Below are 14,893 nucleotides of genomic sequence, written 5' to 3'. Positions count from 1 at the left end.
TTCACACTCTTGGTGCTTTGGACCCCCGCGGGACGCGCGCTTTCCGCGACATGGACGGCTCCCCCGCCAATGATCGCTCCGCCGCAAGTGCAGGCGCACAATTTTGCCAATGCCATCCGTACCGACATAGGTTTGCTCTTTTCCTTTATCCCCTGGTCGCCCGTCGCTGGCTTGGCCCAGTGAAGGGGCGGCGGGTTTTCCCTATGTGCAGGAACGCAAAATAAAGCGTTAACCGCAACGCCGTTAACCCTGAATGTCGTCCTCAAGTCGAGCAGATTCCGGCAGCGACATGGGCAAATATGGTTAACGTCCCACTATGGAACATTCCCGCGCGGCGAAATGAATCCGGCTTGCCATCCGATGCCTGCACGGCCGCATCCAAGGGACTCGGCGCATCCTTGCGCTCGCGGAAAAACGGACAGGCGGCAAGCGGTAAGAAGCGGAGAATGTTCGCTTGTGTCGCTGTGCGCCCGTGGCTATTAGAGCGCCCAATCATAAAGGAATGGCTGTCCGGTCCTTTAAGTGCCGGGGCCCATCGAGTCGGAGAGCCAGATGGCATCGGTTTTGAATTCCGAGAAGGACGGCGACAAGCCGCCGAAATCGGCTGTAACACTCCCTACCGACTATCGTCCTTCCCCGGACGAGGAATTCATGAATCCGGTGCAACTGGAATATTTCCGGCAGCGCCTGTGGGACTGGAAGAAACAGATTCTCGCCGAAGCGGAGGGAACGCTCGCCGTCCTCCAGAATGAACCGCTGCGCGAACCCGACCTTAACGATCGCGCATCGAGCGAAACGGACTGGTCGATCGAACTGCGTACCCGCGATCGCCAGCGCAAGCTGATTTCCAAGATCGACGCCGCGCTCCGCCGCATCGATGAGGGCGAATATGGTTATTGCGAGGTGACAGGCGAACCGATTTCGCTGGGTCGGCTGGAAGCCCGCCCGATCGCGACCATGACGGTGGAAGCGCAGGAACGCCATGAGCGGCAGGAAAAGATTTCGCGCGACGACTGACGATTAACATTTTGTCCATGTGCTGCTGGCAATGATCCGGTCTTTCCACAAATAATATGCGACGGGTCGGTCAATGGGCATGGAACAGGATGGGTTGGAGCGCGGCCCTGCCAGAACGTCGCCACGAGACAGCCTTTTTCTGCTGACGAATCTGGTCAGGGATGACGGTATGCCGCTGTGTCAGGCGCGTGTCCGCAACCTGTCGGCCACCGGATTGATGGCGGAGTGCGAACGGCGGATCGCGGTGCAAACCCGCCTCACTCTGGAATTGCGGGGCGTGGGCAAGGTGTCCGGTCAGGTCGCCTGGACCCATGGCGAGCGAATCGGCGTCGCTTTCGACAGGCCGATCGACCCCCGGCTGGTCCGGCGTCCGGCGGGCAGCGGCAAAAGGCATATGATGCCCGATTATCTCCGCCCGCATTCCATCCGCGCCCGTTGAATCGCAGCCGGACCTGAGCGCGGTACGGCGGGTTGCGGCCAAGTCGGCCATTGCCGGCAAAAGTCGGCGTTGCTAGACATCGCCTGTCGAAAAAGGGGAGATCGGTGCGGTTGGCCCGATCCCTGCGGAGCAGGCCCTGACCTTCGCTGCGGCGTCGAGTCCCAAGACCTTGAACGTTGACCGCAGCGGTGCGGCAGCGAAAGAAAGGGCTTGATATGCAGCAACAGATTTCCGTGATCACTTTGGGCATTCGCGATCTGCCGCGCTCGCGCCGATTTTATACTGAAGGCTTCGGATGGGCCCCGGTGTTCGAGAATGACGAGATCATATTCTATCAGATGAACGGATTGGTTCTGGGAACCTTTGAAGCGTCGGCGCTGGAAAAGGACATGAGCCGTTTCGGCTTATTGTCGCCGGGGGCATTTTCCCTGGCGCATAACGTGCCCGGTCAAGCGGACGTGGAAGTTGTAATCGGGAAACTGGCCAATGCCGGCGGCCGCATCATCAGACCGGCAGATGCCCCGCCGCATGGCGGTTTCCGTGGATATGTCGCCGATCCTGACGATCACGCCTGGGAGATAGCGTGGAACCCGGCCTGGCTCATCGATGAAAACGGCCTGGTGCAGTTTGCGATCTGATCTTGGCTTGACGGTCCGCTGATCCGCGAGGGAGGCGCGCAAGCTGGGAATGCCCCAATAAAAAGCCCCGCGCGAACGGGGCTTTATCTTTCGGGCTTCACCTCCATCTGATGAAGCCCGCCATGCTATGATGGCCGCGCTTAATGTTGCGCCGTCATCTCCTCCTTCAACCGCAGTTTCTGCTTCTTGAGCGAAGCGACGAGCGTTGCGTCCGGCATGGGCCGACTCGTCTCGGTCTTGATTCGTGCCTCAAGTCCGGCGTGCTTGGCTGAAAGAGCGGAAATATGGCTGTTTTCCATGACATTCTCCTGACGAGGGTGATGGATGATCGAATAGATCATGAATCGTCCCGCTTGTCTCGGCCCTATTGGGGCTTTGCGATGGGTCGCGCGGAAATTTGCGATGGCCCGCATGGGCCCGGCAGGCTATCAACGGCTCGTCATGGGAACGGGAGTTCTGGGAAGCGAATGCGGTGAGCCGGGAAGACATCATGCGTCGATTGGAAATCCTGCGCGTCGAGCATCGCGACCTCGACAGCGCGATTTCCGCTCTGGTCGATTCGGGCGCGGGCGACCAGATGCAGATCGCCCGGCTGAAGAAGCGCAAGCTGCGCCTGCGCGACGAAATGTCGTTGCTGGAAGATTCGCTGGTGCCGGACATCATCGCCTGAACCGGTCGCCCCTGAATGGGACAACCCTTCGGCGACGCGCGAGGCGGGACTGACAAGGCGCGAAGAATATGCCACCCATGCGAAATGGGAAAAGCAGCATCGCTTGATCGGGGACTTCATCGGCGTCTGGTGGACGGCCTCTATCTGGAAGCCATGGTCATGGCGGACGAGGCGCGTTCCTATTTCGATTCCGGGGCACTGCCCGAAGATCTGGCCGAGGAACCTCTGCAACGGGTCGCCTTCGCCTGCGAATCGCTCAAGGTGACGACGCGCCTCATGCACATCATCGCCTGGCTGCTGAGCCAACGGGCGTGGCAGCGGGGAGAGATTGGCGACGCGGAACTGGGCGAAGAGAAATATCGGCTGGGCGCGGCGGCGCAAAGCGATGAGGGGCTGGTCGCCGCATTTCCTTTCGCGGCGCGATCCCTGGTCGAGGCGAGCCAGGAACTTTATGCGCGCGTGGCGCGCCTGCAGGAACGCATCGACCTGATGCTGCGTCCCGATGGCGAGGAACGGCAAAGCCCCGCGCGCGCTTTGATGGACCGGCTCAGCACGTCCTTCTGAAGGCGGCCGCTGCGATGGAATGATGCGACCGGCTTGCTTCTTGACTGGCATTGGGCACTGCATCTGGTCTAGATCAGGCGCATGACCAACGGCTTGCGGACCCGATGCCGCTTTTCAGGCTGCCCGCATGCCGCACGGCTTGTCCTTGCGCCGTTGTTGCTGGCCGCGCCATGGGCCGTTCATGCCCAGACTGCGCCCGCGCCCGCGCAGGACGAAGCGCAGCCGCTCGACCCCATGCCCGACATCGGCATCGACTGGCCCGACATGGGACAGCCGGACAAGGTGGAGCCGCTCCCCGCCGACCCCCATGCAGAGGCCGCCGACGCCGATAGCGAGAGCATGGCGGAAGCGCCCGTGGTCGAAGAGCCGGTCGAGCAGAACCCCGTTTTCACCGATGCGGGGGAAGAGCGGCGCTACAGCGTGAAGCTGAACGGCGTGGAGGGGATCGCGGACGAGCAGTTCAATCTGCGTTTCAAGGAATTGTCGACCCTGTCGCAGGGCGAGCGCCGCCGGGCCAATCTGGCGCAGATCAACCGGCGGTTGAAGGAAGATCGCGAGCTGCTGGACCAGTTGCTGCGGGCCAAGGGCTATTATGCGGCGCGCATCCGCGGTTCAGTGTCGGCGCCGCCACCGGGGAGCGACAGGCTGGCGGTGCAGTTCGATGTCGTGCCGGGGAGGCAATATCTGTTGTCCTCGGTCGAGTTGACGGGGCTGGCAGAGACGGGTGCGCGGGAACCCAAATTGCGCGAGGCTTTTCCGGTCAAGGCGGGCGATCCGGTGGACGCGGACCGGATATTGGCGGGGCGCGATTCACTGTCCAATGCGCTGGCGGAAAATGGCTTCCCCTTCGCCAGGATCGACGAGCCGGAGGTGCGGATCGACCATGAGGAGCGCAAGGGCGATCTGGACATGGCCGTCGCGCCGGGCGGCTATCGCACTTTCGGCAATATCATCCTCAATGACAACAAGCTGTTCGATGCCCGGCACCTTCAGGAAATAGCACGTTTCGATCCGGGCGATCCCTATATGGCGTCGGATGTGGAGGATCTGCGGCGCGCCATCGTGGCGACCGGCCTTGTGTCCACCGTCACGCTGAAGCCCAGGGATGCGGGCGACGGCGAGCATGTCGACCTGGACGTGAATGTCCGTTCCGCGCCGCTTCGCACCATTGCGGGCGAACTGGGCTATGGCACGGGGGAGGGGTATCGCGCCGAGGTGAGCTGGCAGCATCGCAACCTGCTGCCGCCCGAAGGCGCGGTGACATTGCGGGGCGTGATCGGCACGCAGGAACAGACCGCGAGCGCCCTTTATCGCCGTAACAATTTCCATCGCCGCGACAATGTGCTGACCGGGCTGCTGTCGATCAGCAACATCAAGCGCGACGCCTATGATGCGCGCACCATCACCGTCGCGGGCGGGCTGGAGCGGCAGACGAACATCCTGTTCCAGAAGAAATGGGTGTGGCGCATCGGCGCGGAAGTGATCGCGTCGGACGAGGCGGATTTCTTCAGCGGCGGCGCGCGGCGAACCTTCTTCATCGGCGCGGTGCCCCTCAGCCTGACCTATGATGGCAGCGACGATCTGCTGAACCCGACCAAGGGGTTCCGGCTGGGGGGACGATTAAGCCCGGAAGTGTCGTTCCAGAGCGGCACGTTCGGCTATGCGCGGGTGCAACTGGACGGCAGCGTCTATCAGCCAATGGGCGATCGGATCGTGCTGGCGGCGCGCACGCGGCTTGGCACCATATTGGGGTCCACCGTGGACAGGATCGCCCCGTCGCGGCGCTTCTACGCGGGCGGCGGCGCGTCGGTGCGCGGCTATGGCTATCAGAAGATCGGGCCGCGTTATGGGCCGGACGATGATCCGGTGGGCGGCAAGAGCCTTGCCGAATTCTCGCTGGAGGCGCGGGTGCGCTTCGGCAATTTCGGGGTCGTGCCCTTTGTCGATGCGGGCAATATCTCGACCAGCTTCGTGCCACGCTTCCGCGACCTGCGGATCGGGGCGGGCATGGGCGTGCGTTATTATAGCAGCTTCGGGCCGATCCGCGTGGATGTCGGCACGCCGATCAACCCGCAGAGCGGCGATCCCAAGATCGCGGTCTATGTTTCGCTGGGGCAGGCCTTCTGATGGCGGACGATCAGCCCGTGGAAGCGACCCCCAAGCCGCCCCGGCCCCGCCGGGCATGGGACGGGCGGTGGCAACGGTGGGTGACGGCTGTCCTCGCCGCGTTGCTGCTGATCGTGGTGGGCGCGCTGGCATGGCTGGATACGCCTTCCGGGCATCGCTTCCTCGTGTCGCGGATTGCCGCCATCAGCCCGCCTTCGGGCCTGCGTATCCGGGTCGAACGGATCGATGGCAGCATCTATCGCCGGGCGGTGCTGCACGGGCTGGTGTTGTCCGATCCCAAGGGCCGCTTTTTTGACGCGCCAAGGGTGGAGCTGGACTGGTGGCCCTTTGCCTGGCTGTCGAACCGGCTGGATATCGACCGGCTGGTGATCCCGCGCGCGACGCTGCACAAATTGCCCAGGCTCAACCCGAGCGAGCGGCAGGGGCCGATATTGCCGGGCTTCGACATTCGCCTGATGCAGTTGTCGGTGGACCGTCTGGCGATAGACCGCAGCATCACGGGGCGGGCGCAGGAAGCGACGTTGAGCGGCGACGCGGATATTCGCGGCGGCCGCGCGATCATCGACATGTCCGCGCGCGTCCTGAACGGTGAGGATGCGTTGAACATCACGCTCGACAGCCGCCCGGATGACGACAAGTTCGACCTCGATGTCACGATGAACGCGCCCAAGGGCGGCGTGCTGGCGGTGATGGCGGGGTTGAAGCAGGACGCCAATCTGCGCGTCCATGGCAAAGGAAGCTGGACGCGTTGGGACGGACAGTTTGCCGGAACGCTGGACGCGCAGCCGGTGATCGCCCTCGACCTGACGGCGCGCAAGGGACGTTATAGCGCGAAAGGATCGATCGAGGGGCCTGCGCTCGCGGGCAATGGGCTTGTCGAGCGGTTGTCGACGCCGCGCCTGTCGGTGCGCGCGGAAGGCAGCATGGAAAATCGGGTGATCGACGGCACCCTATCGCTGCGGTCTGCCGCCATCGATCTGACCGCCGACGGCGCGATCGATCTGCGGAACAATGCGCTCGACAATCTGCTGGTGGACGTGAAGCTGTCGCGGCCCGAAGCCTTGCTCAGGAATATGCGTGGGCGTGATGTGGTGGCCCGCATTCGTCTCGACGGTCCCTTTGCCAGCCCCGGCTACGAATATCTGCTGACGGCAAAGCAGCTTGTCTTCGACAAGACGACGATCAGCGACGTGCGCGCCGATGGCAAGGGGCGCAAGGCGAAGAATGGCCCGGCGCTGATCCCCGTTCGCCTGCGGGCGCGGCGGCTGGACGGGCAGGGGGAGCTGGTCGAAGGCATTTTCCGCAACTTCGCGCTGGACGGGGTGCTGCAACTCAAGGGGCAGCAGATCATCAGCAATCCCATGGAGGTGCGCTCCGACCGGCTGCGCGGGCGGTTGCTGATGATGGCCGACCTTAAGACCGGACGCTATGATTTCGGGCTGGACGGACAGATCAACGGCCTGCTTATTCGTGGGCTCGGGGTGGTCGACCTGACGTCGAAGCTGCGCGCGGTGCCGGGGCCGAAAGGCGCGTTTTCCTTGAGCGGTCATGCGCTGGCGCGGATGCGGCGGCTGGACAACAGCTTCCTGCATTCGCTGGGCGGCGGGTTGCCGACGCTGCGGAGCGCACTGGCGCTGGGGCCGGATGGGCAACTGGCCCTTCATGATCTTGTCCTTCAATCGCCGCTGCTGTCGCTGAACGCGAACGGCTATCGCCGCCGCGACGGGACATTCCATTTCGAGGGCAGTGGACGACATGGCCAATATGGGCCGTTGCAACTGGTGCTGGATGGAAAGATCGACCGCCCCGCCGTGGACCTCGTGCTGCATCGTCCGATGGATGCGCTGGGCCTGAGTGAGGTGAAGGCGCGATTCGATCCCGATGACACGGGTTATATATTCACGGCAGAGGGCGGATCGACGCTGGGGCCGTTCACCGGCAATGGCGCGATCCTGCTGCCCCAAGGCGGACAGGCGATCGTGCGCGTGGCGCGGCTGGAGGTTTCAGGGGTGACGGCGAGCGGGGATATTCGCCCCGTGACCGGCGGGCTGGACGGGCAGCTCGCCGTCGTCGGTCCGGTGACCGGCACGGTCGGTTTCCGGCCAGTGAACGCTGTGCAGCAATTGCAGCTGCAACTGGCCGCCAACGGCGCGCATTTCGATGGGCCGACGGCCATTGCCGTGGGGCGCGGCAAGCTGGATGCGACCATATTGCTCGACCCGGACGGCACCTCCATCGATGCGACGGTGCAGGCGCAGGGATTGCGGGTTGGCGGCATATTGCTGGGCCGCATGGCGGGCACCGCGAAGCTGGTGGATGGCAAGGGCACGGTGCGCGGCAGCCTTTCGGGGCAGCGCGGCCGCTTGTTCGACCTTCAGGGCGAAGCGCAGGTCGCGCCGGACCGCATCCGCCTGTCGGCCAGCGGGACGATCGACCGCAAACCGATCCGGCTGACCCGCGCGGCTTTGCTGACGCGGACGCAGGAAGGCTGGCACCTGTCGCCCGCGACGATCCGCTATGCGGGGGGATCGCTGCAGCTTGCCGGTGATCTGGGTAGCGAATCCGTCGCGATAGAGGCGCGGATGCAGACGCTGCCGCTGTCGCTGCTGGATATCGCTTATGACGATCTGGGTCTTGGCGGCGTCGCTACGGGCACGCTGAGCTACGCCAAGCCGCGCGGCGGGATGGCGACGGGGAAGGTCGAACTGCGCGTCCGGGGGCTGTCGCGGTCGGGCCTGTCGCTCAGTTCCCGTCCGGTCGATGTCGGCGTCAATGCGGTCCTCAATCAGGACCGGCTGGCGACGCGGATGGTCTTTGTGTCGGAAGGGCGCACCATCGGCCGGGCACAGGCGTTGCTGACGCCGCTGGGCCGGGATGGCAGTCTGGTCGAGCGCCTGAACCGCGCGCCCTTTTTCGCCCAGCTCCGCTATAATGGAGCGGCCGATACGCTCTGGCGGCTGACCGGGGTGGAAATCGTCGATATTGTCGGGCCGGTGAACGTGACGGCGGATATTCGGGGCACGTTGGGCGAACCGGTGATCGCGGGAACGCTGGCCACGGACAATGTCGCGATCAACAGCCCGGTAACGGGGATGCGGTTGAGCGGCGTCAAGGCTCAGGGGCGTTTTTCCGGGGACCGGCTCGTCATTTCCAGTTTTGCCGCGACGGCGCGCAACGGCGGTTCGGTGACCGGCACCGGCTCCTTCACCTTCAAGGGCACGGCGGGCGTCGGCATGGACCTGGCGTTGCAGGCGGACAATGCGACGCTGCTGGAGCGCGACGATCTGGGCGCGACGGTGACGGGGCCGATCACGCTGCGGTCGGATGGAAGTGGCGGCACCATTGGAGGCAACCTCAAGCTCATCAAGAGCCGATTCACGCTGGGCCGGGCAGCCGCCGTCGCCCAGTTGCCGCAGCTCAAGGTGGTCGAGATCAACCGCCGGGGCGAAGAACTGGAGCGCCCGCGCGGCAATGCGCCATGGGCGCTGGCGATCAAGGCGCAGGCGCGCAACCGGCTGATGGTCACAGGCCTTGGGCTGGACAGCGAATGGCGGGCCAATCTGGACCTGGGCGGCACGGTGACCAATCCGGCGATTGCCGGCACGGCGCAACTGGTGCGCGGCGATTATGAATTTGCGGGCCGCCGCTTCGAACTGCGCGAAGGGCTGATCCAGTTCGATGGCCGCACGCCCGTCAATCCGACGCTGGATATCACGGCCGAGGCGGACGTCAGCGACCTGACGGCCTCCATCCATGTCGGGGGCACCGGGTTGTCGCCGGACATCAGCTTCACCAGCGTGCCCGCCCTGCCGCAGGATGAACTGCTGTCCCGCATCCTGTTCGGCACGTCGATCACAAACCTGTCCGCGCCCGAAGCGTTGCAGCTGGCGTCGGCGGTGGGATCCTTGCAGGGCCAGGGCGGCCTTGACCCCATCAACGCGGTACGCCGGGCCGCCGGGCTGGACCGTTTGCGGATCATCGCCGCCGATCCCACGCAGGGACAGGGCACGTCCATCGCGGCGGGCAAATATCTGACGCGCAAGACTTATGTGGAACTGATCACGGACGGGCAGGGCTATTCCGCGACGCGGATCGAATATCAGGTCACGCGATGGCTCTCGCTGCTGGGCGCCATTTCCACCTTGGGCCGCGAAAGCGCGAATGTCCGGGTCTCGAAGGATTATTGAGCGGCACGGGGGATGGCGTGTTGGGTGGACTGTCCGCCATTCCCATCCCCGTTCGCCCCGAGCGAAGGCGAAGTGCGTAAGGGAGGCTCTTTGCTTCGCTCAGCGTAAAGCCCTTCGACGCCGCCTGCGGCGTCACTCAGGACAGATTTCGACTTAGCTCAGCCCGAACGGAGGTGGGTTGTCCGCCATTGGCCGAAAGTAGCCATTACAGGAACGCGGTTCGTCCCGATTGGCGCACAGATTGACGGCGAGCCGTCGTCATATGTGGCATATTGACAACATAAGCCTTTGTTTATCTTAGGTTCATGCAACCAACGGCTTTGCTCCGCTTTCACCGTCTAGTCCCTGCAGGGGGACGCAAGAACAAAGAAGACGGAGTTATTTTTATGCGAAAGATGATGGTCGCAACCTTTCTGGCCGGTAGCGCAATCGCAGCCCCGGCGCTCGCGCAGGATGTCGCCCCAACCTTCACCGGTCCGCGCGTCGAAGCGATCCTGGGCTATGACCATGTCGGCGCGGGCAGCGATATCGACAATGACAATGGCCGCGACGACCAGTCGATCGATGGCCTGCTTTATGGTGTAGGCGCGGGCTATGATGTGAACCTGGGCAGCGCCGTGGTCGGCGTGGAAGGCGAGTTCACCAATTCCACCGCCAAGAGCAACCGCCATGATTTCACCGACAATTTCGGCTTCGGGCGCGTGAAGCAGGGCCGTGACCTGTATATCGGCGCCCGCGCCGGTATCCTCGCGGACCCGGCAACGCTGGTCTATGTGAAGGGCGGTTATACCAACAGCAAGCTGAAGGTGCTGGCGGGCGATACCAATGAAACCACCGATACGGCGTTCAAGCTGGACGGCTGGCGCATCGGTGCGGGCGTGGAACGCGCCATCAACACCAATACCTTCGCCAAGCTGGAATATCGCTATTCCAACTATAATGATGGCAAGATCAAATTTGGCGATGGCGCGACCAGCAGCGAATTCAACGTCGACACCGATCGCCATCAGGTGGTCGCCAGCGTCGGCTATCGCTTCTGATGAAAGGGCGGGGGCTGACTATTTAGCCCCCGTCGCTTTTTGCTTCAAAGCGTCGCTTCGATTTCCCGTGCGGCCGTATCCGGATTTTCAGCGAGGCTGATCGGGCGGCCCACGACCAGAATGGAAGCGCCGCGATCAAGCGCTTCACGCGGCGTGACGGCGCGCTTTTGATCGCCCATGGCGCCACCCGCCGGCCTGACGCCGGGCACCACGAAGAAGCCTTCGGGCCATGCCTGCCGCACCAGCGCCACTTCCGCGCCGGAGCAGACGATGCCGTCCAGTCCCGCGCTGCGCGCCAGGTCGGCGAGGCGCGCAACCTGATCTTCCGCCCTGCCGCCGACGCCTGTGTCGAGCAGGTCGCCATCATCCAGACTGGTCAGCACGGTGACGGCGACAACCTTCGTATGGGCGCCCGCCGCGGCCTTTGCATTCTCCAGCATGGCGCGGCCGCCCGCGGCATGCACGGTCAGGATCGCGGGCTCCAGAACATGGAGCGACTGAATGGCCTTCGCCACGGTATTGGGAATGTCGTGCAATTTCAGGTCGAGGAAGATCGGCAGGCCGAACTTCATCATTTCATGCACGCCGTGGTGGCCGTTGGCGCAGAAAAATTCCAGCCCCAGTTTCAATCCGCCGACATGATGGCGCACCTGCCCCGCTAATGCCTGCGCCTTTTCCAGCTCTGGCGTGTCGATGGCGACGTAGATGGGGCTGCTCATGCTGTTCCTGTTGTGTGAAGGGAGGATGTCGCAGGGGACAGGGCTGATTCATCGCCCTGCGTCTTTGGCATGGAGGAAAGGGAAGGTGGCGACGGCGCGGCGGCGGCGGTGACAGCCGCGAGCGCGCGTTCCGTGCTTTCCAGTCTGCGTTTCATGCGCCAGCGGGTAGCCCGCGCCATGATCCAGAAAGGCCCGGCGCCCAGAAGGAAGGCGCCGATAAGCAGAACCGGCAATTTGGTTTCCATCACCAGATCGCCCCAGAGCCGAACCGTCACCGGCACATAATTCGCCATGCAGAAAAAGGCGAGGGTGACGGCGATGACGACCCAGAAGGCGGTGCGTAGAAATTGCATCGGCGATCCTTTGGTTGCTGATCCGTGGGCAGCTTAGGCGATTTTGACGGAAGGCGGAAGCGTCTCGTCCCGGCAAGCCGCGATCGTTACATCAGGGGCATGATTATGCTTTGGCGTAAATGCAAGCACATTGCAGGGAATGCACCTTCATCGGGCATTTTGCCCTCTTCCCCCTGATGCCATTGTTGCTTAGCATGGGGGATCATGAGCAAGATCGAAGATAATCCGCCAGAAACCGCGTCGCAAACCGTTGAGGAAAAGGGCGCGCCGACCCATCCCCCCGCCGGAAAAACGCCTCCGCGAAAAGGCGGTAAGGCGGCGTGGACGGGAGCGGCCGTGGGCATAGGTTCAGCCGCCATCGTCGCGGCTCTCCTCTATACCAACAAGAAGCGGTCCTGACACTTACCGGGCGGTGAGTCCAAAAAAAGAGGCGGCGTGGCCTTCGCTCACGCCGCCTGGTGCGACCCTTCGGGGTATCCGTTTCCTGCTTCGTGACAGGGATCGCCTTTCAGGATCAGCCCGCGATCAACCCGCGCCGCCGCCCAGGAAGCTGACCAGCTCAGGCTTGCTGACGGACGTGCTCTTGTCCGCATCGGCCGTGGCGAAGGCGCCCTCGGCCCAGGCCGTCACTTCGGCGGGCGGCAAGGTCTTACCGGTCGCTTTCATTTCCTGATCTTTCAACGCGACCATCCATTTGGAAAATTCCGCCTTGTCGAGCTGACCGTCCTTGTTGAGGTCATAAGCGGGAAATTCGCTATCCACGATGGACGCGACCGTATTGGCCTGACTGGAAGGCGACGCGGCCTGCGGCTGCGCGGCCGCGCCCGGCTGTGTTGCGGCGTCGGGTTGGGCTGGCGCGGTCTGCGCCGGAGCGGTCGGCGTCGTGCCTTGCTGCGGCGTGGCAGCTTCCTGAGCGATCGCGGGGGCGGTGATGGCAAGAGCGGTCGAGAAAAGAACGGTACGCAGCATATCAATCTCCTGAATTGTCATTCCGTTGGTGAATTTGTTTCAAACGGCATCGTTGTGATCTTTGCAGGGATAATATCCCAATACTCGATAAGGTTCCTGAATGGTTGTTCATCAACTTCCATTCGTCTTTTTGGACCGCTCGTTTCGGCTGTGATTTCTATTGCAATTGCGACGAATGGATGACGGTTTTTACCCGAAGTCTGCCGATTTGCTCTTGGCTGGGGACGCTGCTAGGCGGCGCGGCATCCGTTCACGCCAATATGCAGGATTCGCCATGGTCCCTCGCTACGCCCGCCCGCAAATGACTGCTCTTTGGGAGCCGGAAGCCCGCTTCCGCATCTGGTTCGAGATCGAAGCGCACGCGACCGAGGCGCTCGGCGAACTGGGCGTGGTGCCGAAATCGGCGGCGAAGGCGCTGTGGGACTGGTGGGCGACCAACCCGGCCATCGACGTGCCCGCGATCGATGCGATCGAGGCGGTCACCAAACATGACGTCATCGCCTTCCTCACCTGGGTCGCGGAGCAGGTGGGCGACGAAGCGCGCTTCATGCATCAGGGCATGACGTCGAGCGACGTTCTGGATACATGCCTCGCGGTGCAGCTTGCGCGCGCGTCAGACATATTGATCGAGGATCTCGACAAGCTGCTCGACGTCATCAAGCGCCGCGCCTTCGAGCATAAGCTGACCCCGACCATCGGCCGCAGTCATGGCATCCACGCCGAACCCGTCACCTTCGGCCTCAAGATGGCGGAAGCCTATGCGGAGTTCAGCCGCTGCAAGGCGCGCCTGATCGCCGCGCGCGAGGAAGTCGCGACCTGCGCCATTTCGGGCGCGGTCGGCACCTTCGCCAATATCGATCCGCGCGTGGAAGAACATGTCGCGGAGAAGCTGGGCCTTGCCATCGAGCCGGTGTCCACGCAGGTCATCCCGCGTGATCGCCATGCGATGTTCTTCGCCACGCTGGGCGTCATTGCTTCGTCCATTGAGCGGCTGGCGGTGGAAGTCCGTCACCTCCAGCGCACCGAGGTTCTGGAGGCGGAGGAATATTTCTCGCCCGGCCAGAAGGGCAGCAGCGCCATGCCGCACAAGCGCAATCCGGTGCTGACCGAGAATCTCACCGGCCTTGCCCGCATGGTCCGCAGCTACGCCATGCCCGCGATGGAGAATGTGGCGCTCTGGCATGAACGCGACATCAGCCATTCGTCGGTGGAACGCTATATCGGGCCGGATGCGACGATCACGCTCGATTTCGCGTTGGGTCGGCTGACCGGCGTGATCGACAAGCTGCTCGTCTATCCTGAGCGGATGATGAAGAATCTCGACAAGATGGGCGGACTTGTCCACTCGCAGCGCGTGCTGCTGGCGCTGACGCAAGCGGGGGTGAGCCGTGAGGACAGCTACCGTTACGTTCAGCGTAACGCGATGAAGGTGTGGGAATCGGACGGCCAGCTTTCGCTGCTGGAATTGCTGAAGGCCGATCCCGACGTGTCCGCGGCGCTGACCGCCCAAGAGATCGAGGAGAAGTTCGACCTCGGCTATCACTTCCGTCAGGTTGACACGATCTTCAGGCGGGTGTTCGGCGAAGCCTGACTCCTATTTCTGCGTCGCGAGGCGGGTCATGCGTGATCCGCCCGCGTCCAGCACGGTTTCCATCGCCACATAGGTCGATGTGCTCGCCACATGAGGCAGGCTGGAAATTTTCTCGCCCAGCACCGTGCGGTAGCGGCGGATGTCGGACGTCCGCACCTTTAGCAGATAGTCGAAGCTGCTGGCGATCATATGGCATTCCTCGACTTCGGGGATACGCCGCACGGCCGCATTGAATTCGCGCAGCGCCTGTTCGCGTGTGTCGGACAGCTTCACTTCGGCAAAGGCGACATGATCCATGCCCAGCTTCGCGGGGTCGACGATGGCGCGAAATCCCGTGATGACGCCGGCGTCGATCAGCCGCCTGAGACGCACCTGACAAGGCGTTTTCGACAGCCCCACCGTGCGGGCGAGGTCGGTGACGGTCATGCGCCCATCTTCGATCAGCGCAGCGATGATCTTGCGGTCGAAATCGTCCAGATCGACTGACTTTGGAGGTTTGTCCATCCATATTGCCTATCAGATGACTGAAAATAAGTCATGAGATAGGTCGATGGCCTTTTTAAAAGTCGGATCGCATCG

General features: G+C 63.2%; 15 protein-coding genes. 10 read left to right on the top strand and 5 right to left on the bottom strand.

Annotated elements, in window-relative coordinates; genetic code table 11:
- Positions 1–552 precede the first annotated feature (552 nt).
- The 3 genes from dksA (at position 553) to ATN00_RS17040 (ending at position 2,094) form a co-directional block, all read left to right on the top strand.
- Entirely contained in the window at positions 553–1,017 is a 465-nt protein-coding gene (gene dksA, locus ATN00_RS17050; protein WP_062068925.1) for an RNA polymerase-binding protein DksA, read from the top strand.
- A gap of 73 nt (positions 1,018–1,090) precedes the next feature.
- Complete coding sequence (locus tag ATN00_RS17045) at positions 1,091–1,456, top strand: PilZ domain-containing protein (protein ID WP_062066783.1); 366 nt, start codon at positions 1,091–1,093, stop codon at positions 1,454–1,456.
- Between the two features lie 176 nt (positions 1,457–1,632).
- Entirely contained in the window at positions 1,633–2,094 is a 462-nt protein-coding gene (locus tag ATN00_RS17040) for a VOC family protein (protein WP_231746313.1), read from the top strand.
- Between the two features lie 140 nt (positions 2,095–2,234).
- Here ATN00_RS17040 and ATN00_RS17035 read toward each other — a convergent pair whose 3' ends face one another.
- On the bottom strand, positions 2,235–2,393 hold the full coding sequence (locus ATN00_RS17035) for a YdcH family protein (RefSeq protein WP_082635336.1): 159 nt from the start codon (positions 2,391–2,393) through the stop codon (positions 2,235–2,237).
- 191 nt (positions 2,394–2,584) lie between these two features.
- On the opposite strand from ATN00_RS17035, the gene ATN00_RS17030 reads away from it, so the two are divergent.
- The 5 genes from ATN00_RS17030 to ATN00_RS17010 all read left to right on the top strand — a co-directional run bounded on the left by ATN00_RS17030 (position 2,585) and on the right by ATN00_RS17010 (position 10,682).
- The gene (locus ATN00_RS17030) at positions 2,585–2,764 is read left to right on the top strand and encodes a YdcH family protein (RefSeq protein ID WP_062068923.1); all 180 of its coding nucleotides are present in this window, start codon (positions 2,585–2,587) and stop codon (positions 2,762–2,764) included.
- 84 nt (positions 2,765–2,848) lie between these two features.
- The gene (locus ATN00_RS17025) at positions 2,849–3,328 is read left to right on the top strand and encodes a DUF1465 family protein (protein ID WP_062066774.1); all 480 of its coding nucleotides are present in this window, start codon (positions 2,849–2,851) and stop codon (positions 3,326–3,328) included.
- An 81-nt stretch (positions 3,329–3,409) separates the two neighbouring features.
- The gene (locus tag ATN00_RS17020; protein WP_082635236.1) at positions 3,410–5,455 is read left to right on the top strand and encodes an autotransporter assembly complex protein TamA; all 2,046 of its coding nucleotides are present in this window, start codon (positions 3,410–3,412) and stop codon (positions 5,453–5,455) included.
- Positions 5,455–9,642 carry a translocation/assembly module TamB domain-containing protein gene (locus tag ATN00_RS17015; protein ID WP_062066771.1) on the top strand — a complete coding sequence of 1,396 codons (4,188 nt, stop codon included), beginning with the start codon at positions 5,455–5,457 and terminating at the stop codon, positions 9,640–9,642. The genes ATN00_RS17020 and ATN00_RS17015 overlap by 1 nt, the downstream gene beginning before the upstream one ends.
- Before the next feature lie 386 nt (positions 9,643–10,028).
- Positions 10,029–10,682 (top strand): outer membrane protein, encoded by a 654-nt coding sequence (locus ATN00_RS17010; protein WP_062066768.1) that lies wholly within the window; start codon positions 10,029–10,031, stop codon positions 10,680–10,682.
- A 44-nt stretch (positions 10,683–10,726) separates the two neighbouring features.
- On the opposite strand, the gene pyrF is transcribed toward ATN00_RS17010, so the two are convergent.
- The gene (pyrF, locus tag ATN00_RS17005; protein WP_062066765.1) at positions 10,727–11,401 is read right to left on the bottom strand and encodes an orotidine-5'-phosphate decarboxylase; all 675 of its coding nucleotides are present in this window, start codon (positions 11,399–11,401) and stop codon (positions 10,727–10,729) included.
- Positions 11,398–11,754, bottom strand: coding sequence for a lipopolysaccharide assembly protein LapA domain-containing protein (locus tag ATN00_RS17000; RefSeq protein ID WP_062066762.1), 357 nt, complete (start codon positions 11,752–11,754; stop codon positions 11,398–11,400). Before ATN00_RS17000 ends, pyrF begins: the two co-directional genes overlap by 4 nt.
- 204 nt (positions 11,755–11,958) lie before the next feature.
- Between ATN00_RS17000 and ATN00_RS16995 the strand changes: the two genes are divergently transcribed.
- A complete protein-coding gene (locus ATN00_RS16995; RefSeq protein WP_062066759.1) occupies positions 11,959–12,153 on the top strand; it encodes a hypothetical protein in 195 nt (64 codons plus the stop codon).
- A 126-nt stretch (positions 12,154–12,279) separates the two neighbouring features.
- On the opposite strand, the gene ATN00_RS16990 is transcribed toward ATN00_RS16995, so the two are convergent.
- A complete protein-coding gene (locus ATN00_RS16990) occupies positions 12,280–12,723 on the bottom strand; it encodes an EF-hand domain-containing protein (RefSeq protein WP_062066756.1) in 444 nt (147 codons plus the stop codon).
- Positions 12,724–12,997: 274 nt separating this feature from the next.
- On the opposite strand from ATN00_RS16990, the gene purB reads away from it, so the two are divergent.
- A complete protein-coding gene (purB, locus tag ATN00_RS16985) occupies positions 12,998–14,314 on the top strand; it encodes an adenylosuccinate lyase (RefSeq protein WP_062066753.1) in 1,317 nt (438 codons plus the stop codon).
- 3 nt (positions 14,315–14,317) lie between these two features.
- Here the strand turns inward: purB and ATN00_RS16980 are convergent, their stop codons facing one another.
- Positions 14,318–14,818, bottom strand: coding sequence for an Lrp/AsnC family transcriptional regulator (locus ATN00_RS16980; RefSeq protein ID WP_062066750.1), 501 nt, complete (start codon positions 14,816–14,818; stop codon positions 14,318–14,320).
- Positions 14,819–14,893 lie beyond the last annotated feature (75 nt).

Origin of the sequence: Sphingobium baderi (assembly GCF_001456115.1) — a bacterium.
GTDB lineage: Bacteria > Pseudomonadota > Alphaproteobacteria > Sphingomonadales > Sphingomonadaceae > Sphingobium > Sphingobium baderi_A.
The sequence above is the reverse complement of the archived record's forward strand: the minus strand, read 5'-3'. Positions and strand labels throughout refer to the sequence as shown.

Bases quoted from the DNA above. Each gene is read 5' to 3' on its own strand.
- dksA (WP_062068925.1), top strand. From the start codon at position 553: ATGGCATCGGTTTTGAATTCCGAGAAGGACGGCGACAAGCCGCCGAAA.
- ATN00_RS17045 (WP_062066783.1), top strand. From the start codon at position 1,091: ATGGGCATGGAACAGGATGGGTTGGAGCGCGGCCCTGCCAGAACGTCG.
- ATN00_RS17035 (WP_082635336.1), bottom strand. From the start codon at position 2,393: ATGGAAAACAGCCATATTTCCGCTCTTTCAGCCAAGCACGCCGGACTT.
- ATN00_RS17030 (WP_062068923.1), top strand. From the start codon at position 2,585: ATGCGTCGATTGGAAATCCTGCGCGTCGAGCATCGCGACCTCGACAGC.
- ATN00_RS17025 (WP_062066774.1), top strand. From the start codon at position 2,849: ATGGGAAAAGCAGCATCGCTTGATCGGGGACTTCATCGGCGTCTGGTG.
- ATN00_RS17020 (WP_082635236.1), top strand. From the start codon at position 3,410: ATGACCAACGGCTTGCGGACCCGATGCCGCTTTTCAGGCTGCCCGCAT.
- ATN00_RS17015 (WP_062066771.1), top strand. From the start codon at position 5,455: ATGGCGGACGATCAGCCCGTGGAAGCGACCCCCAAGCCGCCCCGGCCC.
- ATN00_RS17010 (WP_062066768.1), top strand. From the start codon at position 10,029: ATGCGAAAGATGATGGTCGCAACCTTTCTGGCCGGTAGCGCAATCGCA.
- pyrF (WP_062066765.1), bottom strand. From the start codon at position 11,401: ATGAGCAGCCCCATCTACGTCGCCATCGACACGCCAGAGCTGGAAAAG.
- ATN00_RS17000 (WP_062066762.1), bottom strand. From the start codon at position 11,754: ATGCAATTTCTACGCACCGCCTTCTGGGTCGTCATCGCCGTCACCCTC.
- ATN00_RS16995 (WP_062066759.1), top strand. From the start codon at position 11,959: ATGAGCAAGATCGAAGATAATCCGCCAGAAACCGCGTCGCAAACCGTT.
- ATN00_RS16990 (WP_062066756.1), bottom strand. From the start codon at position 12,723: ATGCTGCGTACCGTTCTTTTCTCGACCGCTCTTGCCATCACCGCCCCC.
- purB (WP_062066753.1), top strand. From the start codon at position 12,998: ATGGTCCCTCGCTACGCCCGCCCGCAAATGACTGCTCTTTGGGAGCCG.
- ATN00_RS16980 (WP_062066750.1), bottom strand. From the start codon at position 14,818: ATGGACAAACCTCCAAAGTCAGTCGATCTGGACGATTTCGACCGCAAG.